Raw genomic sequence first — 14,949 nt, 5'->3', positions numbered from 1 at the left:
GAAACCCTTGTCCGCGCGGGAAAGTTGGTGGCGGGCGGCCCCCTACTAGTTCTCCCGCGAAGGCGGGAGCCCAGGGTTCCAAACGACATCGTTCGTGGCTCCTGGACCCCCGCGTTCGCGAGGGAACAGAAGGTTTCTCGAAGGACGGCTGGTATCGGTTTCCCAACGCTAGATCGCATGCCCTTCGGTATCGCGGAGCACTTCGCGCCGCCCGACATGATCCGGGCGACCTACGATACCGTCCTTCTCCATCCGCTCGATCAACCGCGCGGCGGAGTTGTAGCCGATCCGCAACTGGCGCTGGAGCCACGAGGTCGAGGCCTTCTGCGATTCGCACACCAGCTGGATCGCCTTGCGATATTGCTGGTCCTCCGCCGAATCCTCCCCGGTCGGTGAGCCCTCCAGCGCGAAGCTCTCCTCGGGCTCCTCGGTCACGGAGGAGATGTAATCCGGCAGCCCCTGCGAGCGCCAGTGATCCGCCACCAGCCGCACTTCGTCATCGGTAACGAACGGTCCGTGCACGCGGACGATGCCCTTGCCGCCAGGCATGTAGAGCATGTCGCCCTTGCCGAGCAGCTGCTCGGCGCCCTGCTCGCCGAGGATGGTGCGCGAATCGATCTTCGACGTGACGTGGAAGCTGATCCGCGTCGGCAGATTGGCCTTGATGACGCCGGTGATGACGTCGACCGACGGCCGCTGCGTCGCCATGATCAGGTGGATGCCCGCCGCGCGCGCCTTCTGCGCGAGCCGCTGGATGAGGAATTCGACCTCCTTGCCCGCGGTCATCATCAGGTCGGCGAGCTCGTCGACGATCACCACGATCTGCGGCAGCACGTCGTATTCGAGCTTCTCCTCCTCGTACATCGGCGCGCCGGTGTCCGGATGATAGCCCGTCTGCACCTTCCGCCCCAGCGGCTGCCCCTTGGCCTTCGCACCGCGCACCTTGTCGTTAAAGCCGGCGAGACTGCGCACGCCCACGGAGGACATCTGGCGATAGCGATCCTCCATCGTCTCGACCGCCCATTTCAGCGCGCGCACCGCCTTGGCCGGATCGGTCACGACCGGCGACAACAGATGCGGAATGTCGTCGTACATGCTCAGTTCGAGCATCTTCGGATCGATCATGATCATCCGGCACTGGTTCGGCGTCAGCTTGTACAGCAGCGACAGGATCATGCTGTTCAGCCCGACCGATTTGCCCGAGCCGGTCGTGCCCGCGACCAGCAGATGCGGCATCGGCGCGAGATCCGCGATCACCGAATCGCCCGCGATGTTCTTGCCGAGGATGATCGGCAACTGCGCCGACTGGTCCTCGAACGTCTGGCTGCCGACCAGCTCGTGCAAAGACACCGCCTCGCGCCGCGCATTCGGCAGCTCGATACCGATCACGTTGCGCCCCGGGATCACCGCGACGCGGGCGGAGATCGCGGACATGTTGCGCGCGATATCGTCGGCCAGTGCGATCACCCGGCTCGCCTTGACGCCGGGGGCGGGCTCGAGCTCGTACATCGTTACGACCGGTCCCGGCCGTACCTCGATGATCGATCCCGTGACCTTGAAGTCGTCGAGCACGTTTTCGAGCAGCCGCGCATTGCGTTCCAGCCCGGCCTTGTCGATCACATTGCCCTGGCTCGGCGGCGATGGCGTCAGCAGGTCGAGGCTCGGGAGCGTGAAATTGTCGCGCAGGTCGAGCGACGACTGCCGCTCCTTGGGTTTCGCCTGCGACGGTGCGTTCTGGCGATCCGCGATCACCGGGGCAGGGCGCGGGTCGGGTTCGGCGATCGCGCGTGGCTCGACCGGCTTGCGCGTCAGCGTCAGCGGCTCGTCGTCGTCCTCGTCGATTTCCGCAAAGCCGTCATAGCCCAGCGCCTCGGTGCGATTGCGGCGTGGAAAACGCCATTTGCGCTCGCCAAGATCGATCTCGATGCTCTTGCCCCAGACGATCGCGCCCGCGATCGCCGCGACCAGACCGACCGCGCGGGCAGACCAGAGTTCGGCGACCGGCTGGCCGATGAAGCTCAAGCCCCAATGCACGACGCTCGCGACGGACAAGCCGATCACGCCACCCCAGCCGGCGGGCAGCGCCAGTACCGACGATCCCGACACGAACGCGAGCGCGCTCGCCATCAGCGCGACGCCGATCGCCGCGCCGCGCACCATCCGCAGCCAATGCCCCAGCGGCAGATCGCGCCACAGCCGCATCCCGAGGATCGGCCCGATCGGTAGCAGCAGCGCGACCGCCGGCCCGAACAGCGTCAGCGCGATATCGGCGAACCATGCGCCCGGCGGTCCCACCAGATTGTCGGGATAGGCGCCCGACGCGGTGTTGAGCGCAGCATCGCTCGGGTGATAGCTCGCCAGCGCCAGCGCCATCAGCAGCGTGCCGACGAACAACGCGATCGCCGCGATCAACGCGCCGCTGCGGACGGCACCCGCCTTCACCGTCTCACGCCACAAGGCTGGCTGCGCGCGGCTGGCCATGACCCGTATTCTCCAGTTGCAGTATAACGCAGAAATGCATCGCCCTCGGCAGGCTCAACGTCAAGGTAACCACGCGACAACACGCGTTAAGCTGCGCCCGGATCGTCGTTGGCAGCGACCGGCTGGCGGGATAAAGCGGCGTCATGGACACAGATGTAATCATCCTCGGTGGCGGGCTGGTGGGCGCGACTCTCGCCGTGGCGCTCGGCGTGCACGGTATCTCGACGATCGTGGTCGACCCGGCCGACCCCGCGGTGACGCTGGCACCGGGCTTCGACGGCCGCGCCTCCGCGGTGGCGAGCGCGAGCCACCGGATGCTCGATGCGATCGGCATCGGTGCAACACTGGCGGGGCAGGGCTGTGCGATTCGCCAGATCCGCGTCAGCGACGGACTGGAGCCGGGCAAGCTCGATTTCGTCCCCGACGCCGACGATGGCGCGCTCGGCACGATGTACGAGAACAAGTTGCTCCGTCGCACGCTGTTCGACGCCGCGACTGCCGCGCCGCATGTCGATCTGCGCATGCAGACCCGCGCGACGTCGGTCGATCGCGCCGAATCGGGCGTTACCGTCACGCTGGACTCGGGTGACACGATCCGCGCGCCGCTGATGATCGCCGCCGAGGGTCGCAACTCACCGACGCGCGAGGCTGCCGGGATCACCATCGCGCGCTGGTCCTACGAGCACACCGCGATCATCGGCGCGTTCCACCATGAATTGCCGCACGGCGATGTTGCATACGAGATCTTCTATTCGAGCGGCCCGTTCGCGCTACTCCCACTCCCCGACGATGCCGACGGCCACCGCTCCGCGATCGTCTGGACGGTCGATGCGAAGAACGCCCCCGGCATGCTGAAGCTCGGCGACCGCGCGTTCCTCGCCGAAGCGGAAAAGAGCATGGGGGGCTTCCTCGGCGCGCTGTCGATGGCCACGCCGCGCTCCTCCTATCCGCTCGGCTTCCACCACGCCGCCCGCATCACCGACACGCGGCTCGCGCTGGTCGGCGACGCCGGCCACGGTATCCATCCGATCGCCGGGCAGGGCCTCAACCTAGGCTTCCGCGACGTGGCAACGCTCGTCGAAGTCCTCGTCGAAGGCAAACGCCTCGGCCTCGACCTCGGCGACGCCGCGCTACTCGCACGCTACCAGCGCTGGCGCGGGCTCGATACGTTCATGACCGCCGCCGCCACCGACACGCTCACCCGCCTGTTCGGCCTCCCCGGTAAGACCGCCAGCGCTGTCCGCCGTTTCGGCATCAGCGCGGTCAACGCGATCCCGCCGCTGAAGGACCGCTTCATGGCGGAAGCACGCGGCGAAAGCGGCGACCTGCCTAAGCTGTTGCAGGGCCTTACCGAGTGAGGTCCGCGATCTGCCGATCGTGAATGCGGGACAGCAGGATCAACGCGAGACCTGCACCGATCAGGCACATCAGCATGTCCCATTGCGTATCCCAGGGATCGCCCTGCGTCCCGAGAAACGCGTCGGCGCCCTGACCAAGCGCAACGGCCGCCCCGAACTCGATCAGTTCGTATAGCGCGCTGACGGATAGGCAGTAGGCGAGCACTTTGATGGTGAGCAGGCGGCGCGACGCGATGCTGCCGGTTCGCACGAGCACTTCGCGTAAGGCGATGGCGGGGACGAATCCCTGCATCAGATGCCCGAACCGATCATAGGGATTGCGCGCGAGATGCAGCACGTCCTGGACCGTGAAACCAATCGGGACGCGGGCGTAGGTATAGGCACCGCCCAGCATCAGGACGAGGCCGTGCAGCGCGATCAGCAGCAGTGCCAGGTCCGTGAAGATGAAACGGCGGCGCAGTGCGATCAGTATCGGAAAGGCGACCAGGACGGGTGCGATCTCCATCCACCACGTCGCGCGGTCGAACGGCGCCCAGCCCGATCCGACAAGCCCAAGTCCCCAAACCGCGCCGAGAGTCCAAAGGCGGCGGTCGGTCGATGGCATCAATGCGCTACGCGTCCGCCAAGTTGCCGCGCTTCCTCGACAAGCATCACAGGGACGCCGTCTTTGATCGGATAGGCCAAGCCCGCGGTGTCCGAAATCAACTCGTGCGCCGCTTCGTCATAGCGCAACGGCGTCCGCGTCATCGGGCAGACCAGGCGTTCGAGCAGCCAGGGATCGAGCGTGCTCACTGCAGCGTCACCGATTCGTCGCCGTCGTGCCGGCCGAAAAACTGCATCAGCTGGATGATCAATTCCGCGCGCTGCTCTATATTCGGCGCTTCCAGCAACGCCTGTTTCGCGGCCGCATCGAACGGCGCGATTTGGGCGATGCCGTTGACAAGACTCTCGTCGTCGAGCCGTCCGACCGCATCCCAATCGACCGCATAGCCCTGCATGTCGGCGAACCGGCGCGACTCCATTTCCAGTGACGAGCGCCGTCCGAGCGACAGCGCGTCGTCCTCGATCAACGGCAGCAATTCCGCTTCGACCTGTCGGAACGCGGTCGTCACGTCCAACTCGCGGACGATCCGGAACAGCGCGATGCCCTCGAGCACGACGTTGTACCGCCCGTCGTCGAGCGCCTCGACCTCGGCGATCTTGCCGACACAGCCGATGTCGTACAGCGCGTCCGCGTCGTCGTGCGGTCCGCCGCGCGGCTGGATCATGCCGATCCGCCGATCACGCGCCATCGCGTCACTGATCATCGCCCGATAGCGCGGCTCGAACATGTGCAGCGGCAGGTGCATGCCGGGAAACAGCAGCGCTCCCGGCAACGGGAAGATCGACAGCCGGGTGGTGGCGCGAGGGGGCGACTCGGTGGTCATCCGAACAGGATCGCAGACAGACGCCGCCGCTGTCCAGACACCCACGGGTCTTCGAGCCCGACGACTTCGAACAATTTCAGCAGTTGCGTCCGCGCCGCGCCCTCGTTCCAGTCACGCTCGGTGGCAATGATGCCGAGGAACGTGTCCGCGGCGGCATCACGGTCGTTCGCCGCCATCTGGCCGTTGGCGAGCGCGAACCGGGCGTGCAGGTCGTCGGGGTTCGCCTCGACCGCGGCCAGCAGCGGCGACAGGTCCGCGACCGGCGGGGCCGACTGCGCGAGCGCGAGGGCGGCTTGCGCGCGGGTAATCGCGGGATCCTTGGCGATCGCCGGATCGAGGTTCGCCAGCCAGTCGCTCGCCTCGTCGAGCTGCCCGGTCGCGACCAGCGCGCGGACGAAGCCGGCATGGACCTGCGGATGCTCGGGCGCGATCTCGGCGATCTCGCGGAAAATCCCGAGCGCACGCTCGCCGTCACCCGCAGCGAGCGCCTCTTCGCCCACGGCGATCAAGGGCTCGACGTCGGGCGCGGCATCCGCCGGCCCGGCCTCGATCGGCAGCTGCTTGAGCAGCTGGTCGAGCAGCACGCGCAGCTGCGATTCAGTCCGCGCGCTGGTCATGTCGGCGACCAGCTGGCCCTGGAACATCGCATAGACGGTCGGGATCGACTTGATCTGGAATTGCGCGGCGATGAACTGGTTCTTGTCGGTATCGACCTTCGCCAGCACGACGCCCTTGTCGGTATAATCGGCGGCGACCTTCTCCAGCGTCGGCGTCAGCGCCTTGCACGGCCCGCACCATTCCGCCCAGAAATCGATGATCACGAGCTTCGTCATCGACGGTTCGACGACGTCGCGACGGAACGCCTCGACGGCGTCCTTCTCCGCGGGGGACATTCCAAGCGTGGCCAAGTTCAACTCCCGTGTGGTTCTAGCGCGCTATTTGGGGGGCGGCGGCGGCGAATGCCACCTCTGGAGCCAACCTGTAGAGCATCGCGGTCGAAATTCCACGCGCCGCCGCCGCCGTTGAAACGGCCCGTCGATCCTTGGTCGGTTACCGTCGGTACATCCCCATCGGCCCGTCCCCCTCAAACCCGTCACCCCAAACCCGTCACCCCAAACCCGTCACCCCAAACCCGTCACCCCAGCGAAAGCTGGGGTATCCCCGTGAGGCGCCGGTCGCGTGCCACGTGAAATACCCCAGCTTTCGCTGGGGTGACGGGCGTAAGATTCGAAACGGGATCCGCATCCGTGATGTGACCGGCAGCCGTGATCGGATTGGAATCAATGAAAGTCGCGCGACTTCGGCAGGACTCGTACGTCGCGGGGATGCGTCGCGCGCGGGTGGTGTGCGCGGGCATCCGGGCTGCGCGTGAGGACCGGGCGGATCACCTCGTCGACACGTGCGAGCGGCGGTTCCAGCGCGTGATCCTCCGACAACAGCCGCAGCATCTCGGTGCGATCCTGCACCCGCGCGGTCATCAGGTGCGTGACGCCTTCCTCGCTGCGCTGGATCACGCCCTCCAGCACCATCAGCCGTGACGCCATCACCGCGCGGCGGTTCGCCTCGAAATCTCGCGCCCACATCAGCCCGTTGGTGATCCCGGTCTCGTCCTCGATCGTCACGAAGATCGCATTGCCCTTGCCGGGCCGCTGACGAACCAGCACCACCCCCGCGACCTTCGCGCGCCGCCCGTCCTTGGTGGCGTTGGCCTGCGCACTCGACAGGATGCCTTCCGCTGCGAACCGCGCGCGCAGAAAGCTCATCGGATGCGCCTTCAGCGACAACCGCGTCGTCTGGTAATCCGCGGCCACCTGTTCGGAGAGCGGCATCGCCGGCAGATGCGCATCGGGTTCCTGGCCGAGTTCAGGCACGTCCGCGGCAGCGAACAGCGCAAGCTGCTTTGGCGGTGTCCGGCGGACGTCCCACAACGCCTCGCGGCGCTCCTTAGCGATCGATCGGAACGCGTCGGCGTCGGCGAGCAGGTTCATCGCGCGCTGTGGCAGGTTCGCCCGCCGCGCGAGGTCCTCGATGCTGGCGAACGGCGTGGTCCGGACGCGGACGATCTCGTCGGCCCAGTCCTGTCGAAACCCATCCACCTGCCGAAAGCCGAGACGCAAATCCCCCCCGGCACGGGGAGGGGGACCATCCGCAGGATGGTGGGGGGGGCGCGCCGCAGACGTCGCGCTTGGAAAAGTGGCAGCCGCAAGCGACTCGTCTGTGGACGCCCCCCTCCACCCCGCTTCGCGCGGTTCCCCTCCCCGTGCCGGGGAGGATTCAAGCGAATTATCCCAACCACTCGCATTCACATCGACCGGCAGCACGGTCACCCCATGCTCGACCGCATCGCGCACCAACTGCGCCGGCGCATAAAACCCCATCGGCTGCGAATTGAGCAACGCGCAGCAGAACACCGCCGGGTGAAAGCATTTGATCCACGACGACACGTACACCAGTCGCGCGAACGACAGCGCATGGCTCTCGGGAAAGCCGTACGACCCAAACCCCTCGATCTGCTTGAAACACCGCTCAGCGAACTCGCGCTCATACCCCCGGCCGACCATCCCGCCGATCAGCTTGGCCTGGAAATTATCCATGCCGCCGACCTTGCGGAACGTCGCCATCGCTTTCCGCAACTGGTTCGCCTCGTTCGGCGTGAACCCGGCCGCGACGATCGCCAGTTTCATCGCCTGTTCCTGGAACAGCGGCACGCCGTAGGTGAAGCGGAGCAGTTGCTTGAGTTCGTCGGGCGGCCCGAACTTCGGATCGGGCGAAGGATATTCGGCCACCTCCTTGCCGCTGCGCCGCCGGAGATATGGGTGCACCATGTCGCCTTCGATCGGCCCCGGCCGGACGATCGCGACCTGCACGACCAGATCGTACAGCACGCGCGGGCGCAACCGCGGCAGCATGTTGATCTGCGCGCGGCTCTCGACCTGAAACACGCCGATGCTGTCGCCCTTGCACAGCATGTTATAGACCCGGTCGTCCTCAGCGACTGCGATCGTATCGAGCTTGTGATCGCCGTGACCATGCTCGCGCATCAGGTCGAACGCCTTTCGGATGCACGTCAGCATCCCGAGCGCGAGGATATCGACCTTCATCAGCCCGAGCGCGTCGATATCGTCCTTGTCCCATTCGATGAAGGTGCGGTCCTCCATCGCGCCGTTATGGATCGGCACCATCTCATCGAGCCGCCCTTGGGTGAGCACGAACCCGCCGACATGTTGCGACAGGTGGCGCGGGAATTCGAGCAGCCGGTCGACCATTTCGCGCAGCCGCGCGATCTCCGGATTGTCGATGTCGAAGCCGGTTTCGGCAAACCGCTGTTCCTGGAAGCGGTTCGAGAAACTGCCCCACACCGTGCTCGTCAGCCGCTGCGTCACGTCCTCGGTCAGTCCCAGCGCCTTGCCGACCTCGCGTACTGTGCTCTTCGGCCGATAATGGATGACGGTCGCGGCGATCGCGGCGCGGTCGCGACCATAGCGGCGATAGATATACTGCATCACCTCCTCGCGCCGCTCATGTTCGAAATCGACGTCAATATCCGGCGGCTCGTCGCGCTCGCTCGACACGAACCGCGAGAACAGCAGGTCGTATTTCATCGGATCGACCGAGGTGACGCCGAGCAGGAAGCAGACGACCGAGTTGGCGGCCGAGCCGCGTCCCTGGCACAGGATCGGGGGATCCTGCGCGCGCGCAAACCGGACGATGTCGTGCACGGTCAGGAAGTAATAGGCGTATTTTCGCTCGCGAATCAGAGCGAATTCTTCGTGGAGCAGCGCCCGCATCTTCTCCGGCACGCGGTAATCGTAGCGTTCCAGCGCGAGCTGCCAGACATGATGTTCGAGCCAATCCTGTGCCTCCCAGCCGGCCGGAATCGGTTCGTGCGGATATTCGTATTTGAGATCGTCGAGCGTGAAGGCGATCCGCGACAACAGGCGTGCGCTCTGCGCCACCGCATCGGGGCGATCGCGGAACAGCCGGGCGATCTCGGTCTCGGGTTTCAAATGCCGTTCGCCGTTCGCGGCGAGCAACCGCCCGGCCTTGTGAATCGTCGTGCGCTCGCGGATGCAGGTGACGACGTCGTGCAGATCGCGGTCGTCGGGATAGGCATAGAGCGCGTCGGTCGTCGCGAGCACGGGAACGCCTGCCGCATCGGCAATCCGACCAAGCCGCGCCAGTCGCCGCCGATCGCGACCGCCGCGCGGCATCGTCACGCCGAGCCAGACCGCATCCGCGCCCAGTCGCCTGACCGCGCTAAGGACCGTCGCCAGATCGCGCTCTCTCCGTTCGGGCAGGGCATCGCCGTCCGGCAGCGGCGACACCGGCGTCGCGCCCCGCGCGCTGCTGTTAGGCATCACCACCAGCATCATGTCGGCATGATGCGCGATCAGGTCGCCGAGCCCGAGGATGCAGCCACCCTTTTCGGCACGCCGGTTACCGACCGTCAGCAGCCGCGTCAGCCGCCCCCAGCCACGACGGGTCGCAGGATACGCAACGATGTCGGGGGTGCCGTCCTCGAACACGAGCCGCGCGCCGACCACCAGCCGGAAGTCGATCGGTGGCATCGCCATGCCGAGCAGACCGTCGCGTGCCTTTTTCAGCGCCTGATGCGCGCGGACCACGCCGGCGACAGTGTTGCGATCGGCGATCCCGATCCCGCCAAGCTCCAGCTGTACCGCGCGCCCGACCATCGCGCCCGCATCGCTCGCCCCATCAAGGAACGAGAAATTGGTCGCCGCGACGAGTTCGGCGAACCCGGTCATGGCGCCGCGCCGCTCACGCGAAGACGCCGTGGAGGTACCAGCGCGGCGTCTCCATCTCGGAATACAGGCCGTGGCGGAAGATCCAGAAGCGGCGGCCGCGGCGGTCCTCGATACGGTAGTAATCGCGCGTCGGGATGTCCTGGCGGCGCCACCATTCGCCGGCGATCCGCTCCGGCCCTTCGCTATGTGCCACGTCGTGGACGGTGCGCCGCCAGCGAAAGCGGTGCGGCGGGCCGTCGGGGACCTCGGCCATCATCGACTCGATCGGCTGCGGCGGGTCGAACAGATAGATCGGGCGGAGCGGCGGTTCGCCGGTTTCGGGCGCGATCCACGGTGTCGGGGCAGGGGCCTCGGCGGCAGGCAGCATCAGCTCGGCCTGTTCGGGAATATGACTGTCGCGCGCCGAGAACCGGCGCACGCGCGTCCGGCCCAGCCGCGTGCCGAGCTGGTCGACGAGTTGCGCGACTTCTCCTTTTTGCGCCTCACCGCCTTCGAGCTTCAATTGCGAGGCGTCGAGTTTCTCGGCCAGGGCGACGTCAAGCCGGACCAAATCGTAGCCGAATCCTGGATCGAGCGGATCGGCGAGGCTGTCGATCCGTTCGCGGAACAGCCGCATCAGCAGCGCGACGTCACGTGTCGGCTGGCCAGTCTCGATCCGCAACCGTTGGACCAGACCGTCGGCGCGAAACAGGCGCGCCTCCCAGCGGCGACCGCCTTCGTGGCGCTCGGCGAGTTGACCCGCCGCTTCGCCCGCCAGGTCTGCCAGCATCTCCAGCGCATATTCGGTCCGCGCGATCGGTTCGGCGAAACGCCGTTCGACACCGATTTTCGGCACGGTGCGGCGCGCGACGATCGGCCCCTTCACCGACCCGTCGAGCCGGCGAATCATCATCGCCGCCTCTTCGCCGAACCGCGCCGCGATCGTCGCCAGCGGCCGCGCCATCACATCGCCGACCGTCTTCAGCCCCGCGCGCGACAAGGCGGTGGTCGCATCCTCGTCGAGCCCCAGTGCAGCCACTGGCAACCGCTTCACCGCGCGCTTTTCATCGGGGGCAGGTGCCCCCGCATACCGGGCCAGCGCGCGCGCGGTGTCGGGCGTGTCGCCGAACGCATGGCGCACCAGCAGCCCCCGCCGCGCGAGGCGCTCCTCGAGATCGGCGGCGAGGCGACGCTCGCCCTCGAACTCGTGCACGCACCCGGCGATGTCGAGGATCAGCCCATCGGGTTCGTCGAGCGCGACCGACGGCGTATAGCGCTGGCACCCGTCGGCGAGTCGCTCGAGCCATTCGTGATCAGCATGCGCGTCATGATCGTACACCTCCAGCTCAGGGACGCGCGCGCGGGCATCTGCTAACGTCAGCCCCGGAACGAGTCCTGCCCTCATAGCTTCTCGGTCGAGCGCCTTCAGCCTGACGCTGCCCGACACCGTCTCGACGAACGCGACCGGCGTCTCAGCCCGTCCGACGAACAGATGCGGCCGCATCGTCCGCAGCCGCTCGATCGGCAGCCACGGGAATACCAGCGCCAGGTATCGTCTTGGAACCACCAAAGGCGAAGGCGGTATTGTCGAAGATATACGCGTCACGGTCCCACTCCACACGCCAGCGAAGCCCGGCTTGGCCTCCGCGTCGACGCAGCAATTCGATGTCGAAGGTAGGTTTGCCCGGTGCGTCGGCCTCCAGCGGTCGAGATCGACACGCCGCAACCTGCCAGCGTGACGCCGCCGCGCTCGGCACCGGGTCTGCACCGATGCGCAGGCTGAGGATCGTCACGCCCGAGGCTTCGGCGGCCAGCATCAGCCGCCGCGTCGCGGTCAGGTCGATCTTCGGTGCACGTCCCCAGGACTCGATCAGCAGCGTACCAACCCCGTGGCACCGCGCGGCGTCGGCGGCGGCGCGCAGTAAATCCGTTTCGTCCTCGACCAGCCCAAGCACCAGCGACGACACGTCGAGACCCATCTCGACCAGCCCGGTCGCATGTAGCCGCCCGCCCTGGCGTTCGCTCGCCTCGGTCCGCAACCACATCACCGGCGCCGCCCGAGCCGCCAGAACTGACGCAACCGCGAACCCTGCGCCGCTGGCCGAGTCGTCTACGGTGGCGAAAATCTCGTGCAACTGCGCCTTCGCCAAACCGCCCGTCAGCCACGCATCGTCTGCACGATCATCCCCCTGAGCCGGTATACCGGTCGTGGCGATCCGCTTCAGGCGCTCAATCAGGGCGGACGACTCGTTCACAATTGTTCTTGTAATGTTCTAAAGGGGGAGTCGCCAAGCGGAATCTCGCATCGACTGATCGGTTGGTGCGGCGCACAATAAATTTGGCGAATTTCGCTATAATTTCGAAAAGGCGCTTGCCGATCTCGAAACCTCGGGCTAACAGCGCGCCTCACCCAGTCACCGTGTCGCTTCAGACCGGAGACATAGGCGCCAGAGCGGGCGTAGCTCAGGGGTAGAGCACAACCTTGCCAAGGTTGGGGTCGAGGGTTCGAATCCCTTCGCCCGCTCCAGTTTTCTACAGTGATACACACTTAGAGGCTGGCCGCCGGGGCCGAGGGTATCCTCATATAGCTTTTGGTAATCGAGGGTTATTGGCTTGCAAGCCCGAACCTGGCGCATTGCCGCTTGGATAACGACATCGTGAGCGTTGCACAGCCTCGCCAGTCTCGAGTTCGGTAAACGATAAGGGAAAATGGTGCCCGGAGACGGGGTCGAACCGCCGACACTGCGATTTTCAGTCGCATGCTCTACCAACTGAGCTATCCGGGCACGTCCGGTCTGGGACCGGAGAAGCGTCCGACCTTGCGATCGGAAGGGCGCGTTTAGTCGGGGTCTTCGGCGCTGTCCAGCCCCGTTTGCGAGATTGGGCGGCCGGGAATGCGATACCCTTCGCCGAGCCACTGCAACAGGTCGCGGTCGCGGTGGCGGCTCGAACAGAACGGCTTGTAGTCAGAGACTGCGGGCTGGTCGCAGATAGGGCATTTGACGGTTGTCATCGGGCGCTCTCCAGTTCGTGGACGACGCCGGTGCGGCGCGCGAGTTCCGCGAGCCAGTCGGGGCGCGTCATCAGACGCGTGTGGACTGCTGCGGGCAAGGTGTGGCGGCGCGAGGCGGTCGGCGGGGTGCGTTCGAGCGTGCGGATCGCCGCTCGGGCCGCTGCGCCGACCGGATCGGCGCGGAGGATTTCGGGGATCGACGCCCGCGGGCGTGCGCGGACGATCTGCAGGAAGCCGAAGCCGTTCATCGCGGTGCGCTCGAACGGTTGCGGCAGTGATTCGTCGATCGCGGCGGCAACGGCGCTGCGTTGCGCCTTGCCGGCGAGGGTCGGGAAATCGATGCCGATCGAGCCGCCGATGCCGTGTCGGCGAATCGCGCGCGCCACGGCATGCGCGGCGGCGATGGCGAGCGTATACAGCGGCGGTGCACCGTCGACATCGAACAACGTCATCGCTGGCGTCGGCGAGAGGCGGAGCGCGCCAAGCGGGAAGACGATCTCGCCACTCACAGCTTCGTCGAGCAGTTCGGACCAACCCGCTGCCTCTAGCGCGTCGAATTCATGCGCGCGGGGGCTGTGAACGGGCAGACCGGTCGCCATGAGGCGCTCGTACAGCGTCGGGGCGGGGCAGGGGGGCAGGTCGCTCGGAACCGCCTTAGCGAGCTTCGCGCGGCCGGCCTCGGGCAGCGCCTCGCGGACGATCTCGACAGTCAGGCTCGCGCCTTGTGTAATGCCGGGGGGGAGATAGTTGATCAGCGCCTCGCCGCCATCAAGCGTGACGCGACCACGACGACCCGGAAGCAGTTCGACCAGACGCGCGCGGGCGACGAGGCCGACCTTCAGCGCGGTGCTGTCGTCCAACTCGATCGCGGCTTCGAGAATCTGATCATCGTCCACCAGCGCAGCGCGCGCTTCGCCGATGCCGGCTTCGTAGAGCCATTCAGGCCCGGTTTCAGGCAAGCGCGACGCCAGCCGTTTTCAGCAACGCACGCGTTTCGAACAGCGGCAGACCGACGACACCCGAATGGCTACCCGACAGGAAGCGCACGAATGCCTCGGCACGGCCCTGGATCGCGTAGCCGCCGGCCTTGCCCAGCCCTTCGCCGCACGCGAGATAGTCGTCGATTTCGGCAGGCGACAGCGGCTTGAACGCGACGATCGTGTCGGCGATGCGCGTGCGCACCTTGCCGGTCGCGTCGATCACGCAGACCGCGGACAGGCAGTGATGACGCCGGCCCGACAGCTTGCCGAGCAGGTCGCGCTGGATCTCCAGCGTGTCGGCAGGCGGCAGGATGCGGCTGCCGAGCGCGATCGTCGTGTCGCCGGCGAGCACGATCTCGCCCTCGGCGCGCGCGACCGCACTGGCCTTTTCCACCGCAAGGCGGAGCGCATAGGCGCGGGGCAGCTCGGCCTTGCGCGGCATTTCGTCGATATCGGGAGAGGCCACGCGCGACGGTACGACGCCGAGCCGCGCGAGCAGATCGCGGCGGCGGGGCGAGGAGGAGGCTAGAACCAGCACAGGTGCCTCGATGCTTGGGCTACGCGACCGCGCGAACGGCGCGCGGCGCTTATTTGAAGCGGTAGGTGATGCGACCTTTGGTCAGATCGTACGGCGTGAGTTCGCACAGCACCTCATCGCCGACCAGCACGCGGATGCGGTTCTTGCGCATCTTGCCAGCGGTGTGACCGAGAATCTCGTGGTCGTTTTCGAGCTGAACCCGGAACATCGCGTTGGGGAGGAGTTCCACCACGCGGCCGCGCATCTCGAGCAGTTCTTCCTTGGCCAAATATAATCTCTGAATTGGGGGAATTTCGGGACGAGCGCCCTTACCGCAGGTTCGCGAAAAAGGAAAGCTGGACGCGCAACGCACGACGCTCGCGATATTACTCGCGGACGCCGCCTCATGCCTGCCACGTCAATATGGG

At 66.5% G+C, this 14,949-nt stretch carries 13 protein-coding genes and 2 tRNA genes; 2 read left to right on the top strand and 13 right to left on the bottom strand.

The window, feature by feature from the left end:
- Positions 1-168: 168 nt before the first annotated feature.
- Complete coding sequence (locus C8J46_RS03110; RefSeq protein ID WP_132734903.1) at positions 169-2,481, bottom strand: DNA translocase FtsK; 2,313 nt, start codon at positions 2,479-2,481, stop codon at positions 169-171.
- A gap of 143 nt (positions 2,482-2,624) precedes the next feature.
- On the opposite strand from C8J46_RS03110, the gene C8J46_RS03105 reads away from it, so the two are divergent.
- On the top strand, positions 2,625-3,839 hold the full coding sequence (locus C8J46_RS03105; protein ID WP_132734901.1) for a UbiH/UbiF/VisC/COQ6 family ubiquinone biosynthesis hydroxylase: 1,215 nt from the start codon (positions 2,625-2,627) through the stop codon (positions 3,837-3,839).
- On the opposite strand, the gene C8J46_RS03100 is transcribed toward C8J46_RS03105, so the two are convergent.
- The 7 genes from C8J46_RS03100 to C8J46_RS03070 form a co-directional block, all read right to left on the bottom strand.
- Positions 3,829-4,443 carry a DUF2238 domain-containing protein gene (locus C8J46_RS03100; protein ID WP_132734899.1) on the bottom strand — a complete coding sequence of 205 codons (615 nt, stop codon included), beginning with the start codon at positions 4,441-4,443 and terminating at the stop codon, positions 3,829-3,831. The two genes, C8J46_RS03105 and C8J46_RS03100, sit on opposite strands and share 11 nt — an antisense overlap.
- Positions 4,443-4,631, bottom strand: coding sequence for a Trm112 family protein (locus C8J46_RS03095; protein WP_279388886.1), 189 nt, complete (start codon positions 4,629-4,631; stop codon positions 4,443-4,445). Before C8J46_RS03095 ends, C8J46_RS03100 begins: the two co-directional genes overlap by 1 nt.
- Positions 4,628-5,266: an LON peptidase substrate-binding domain-containing protein gene (locus C8J46_RS03090; protein WP_132734897.1), complete on the bottom strand. Its 639-nt coding sequence runs from the start codon at positions 5,264-5,266 to the stop codon at positions 4,628-4,630. The genes C8J46_RS03095 and C8J46_RS03090 overlap by 4 nt, the downstream gene beginning before the upstream one ends.
- On the bottom strand, positions 5,263-6,159 hold the full coding sequence (locus C8J46_RS03085) for a tetratricopeptide repeat protein (protein ID WP_132735346.1): 897 nt from the start codon (positions 6,157-6,159) through the stop codon (positions 5,263-5,265). Before C8J46_RS03085 ends, C8J46_RS03090 begins: the two co-directional genes overlap by 4 nt.
- A gap of 387 nt (positions 6,160-6,546) precedes the next feature.
- Positions 6,547-10,032, bottom strand: a complete 3,486-nt coding sequence (locus tag C8J46_RS03080; protein WP_132734895.1) for an error-prone DNA polymerase — start codon at positions 10,030-10,032, stop codon at positions 6,547-6,549.
- Between the two features lie 13 nt (positions 10,033-10,045).
- Entirely contained in the window at positions 10,046-11,515 is a 1,470-nt protein-coding gene (locus tag C8J46_RS03075) for a DNA polymerase Y family protein (protein WP_132734893.1), read from the bottom strand.
- Entirely contained in the window at positions 11,484-12,266 is a 783-nt protein-coding gene (locus tag C8J46_RS03070) for a hypothetical protein (protein ID WP_132734891.1), read from the bottom strand. The genes C8J46_RS03075 and C8J46_RS03070 overlap by 32 nt, the downstream gene beginning before the upstream one ends.
- 197 nt (positions 12,267-12,463) lie before the next feature.
- Between C8J46_RS03070 and C8J46_RS03065 the strand changes: the two genes are divergently transcribed.
- Positions 12,464-12,538 (top strand) — tRNA-Gly (locus C8J46_RS03065).
- Between the two features lie 183 nt (positions 12,539-12,721).
- Here C8J46_RS03065 and C8J46_RS03060 read toward each other — a convergent pair.
- The 5 genes from C8J46_RS03060 to infA form a co-directional block, all read right to left on the bottom strand.
- A tRNA-Phe gene (locus C8J46_RS03060) sits at positions 12,722-12,797 on the bottom strand.
- 53 nt (positions 12,798-12,850) lie between these two features.
- Positions 12,851-13,024, bottom strand: coding sequence for a DNA gyrase inhibitor YacG (gene yacG, locus C8J46_RS03055; protein ID WP_132734889.1), 174 nt, complete (start codon positions 13,022-13,024; stop codon positions 12,851-12,853).
- Entirely contained in the window at positions 13,021-13,983 is a 963-nt protein-coding gene (locus C8J46_RS03050) for a ribonuclease (RefSeq protein WP_132734887.1), read from the bottom strand. Before C8J46_RS03050 ends, yacG begins: the two co-directional genes overlap by 4 nt.
- Positions 13,976-14,542, bottom strand: a complete 567-nt coding sequence (locus C8J46_RS03045) for a nucleoside triphosphate pyrophosphatase (protein ID WP_132734885.1) — start codon at positions 14,540-14,542, stop codon at positions 13,976-13,978. Before C8J46_RS03045 ends, C8J46_RS03050 begins: the two co-directional genes overlap by 8 nt.
- A 49-nt stretch (positions 14,543-14,591) precedes the next feature.
- Positions 14,592-14,810 (bottom strand): translation initiation factor IF-1, encoded by a 219-nt coding sequence (infA, locus tag C8J46_RS03040; protein ID WP_031441079.1) that lies wholly within the window; start codon positions 14,808-14,810, stop codon positions 14,592-14,594.
- Positions 14,811-14,949: the final 139 nt, after the last annotated feature.

Origin of the sequence: Sphingomonas sp. PP-F2F-A104-K0414, from assembly GCF_004340945.1 — a bacterium.
In the GTDB taxonomy this organism is placed as follows: Bacteria; Pseudomonadota; Alphaproteobacteria; order Sphingomonadales; family Sphingomonadaceae; genus Sphingomonas.
This window is presented reverse-complemented; position numbering and strand designations above follow the sequence as displayed.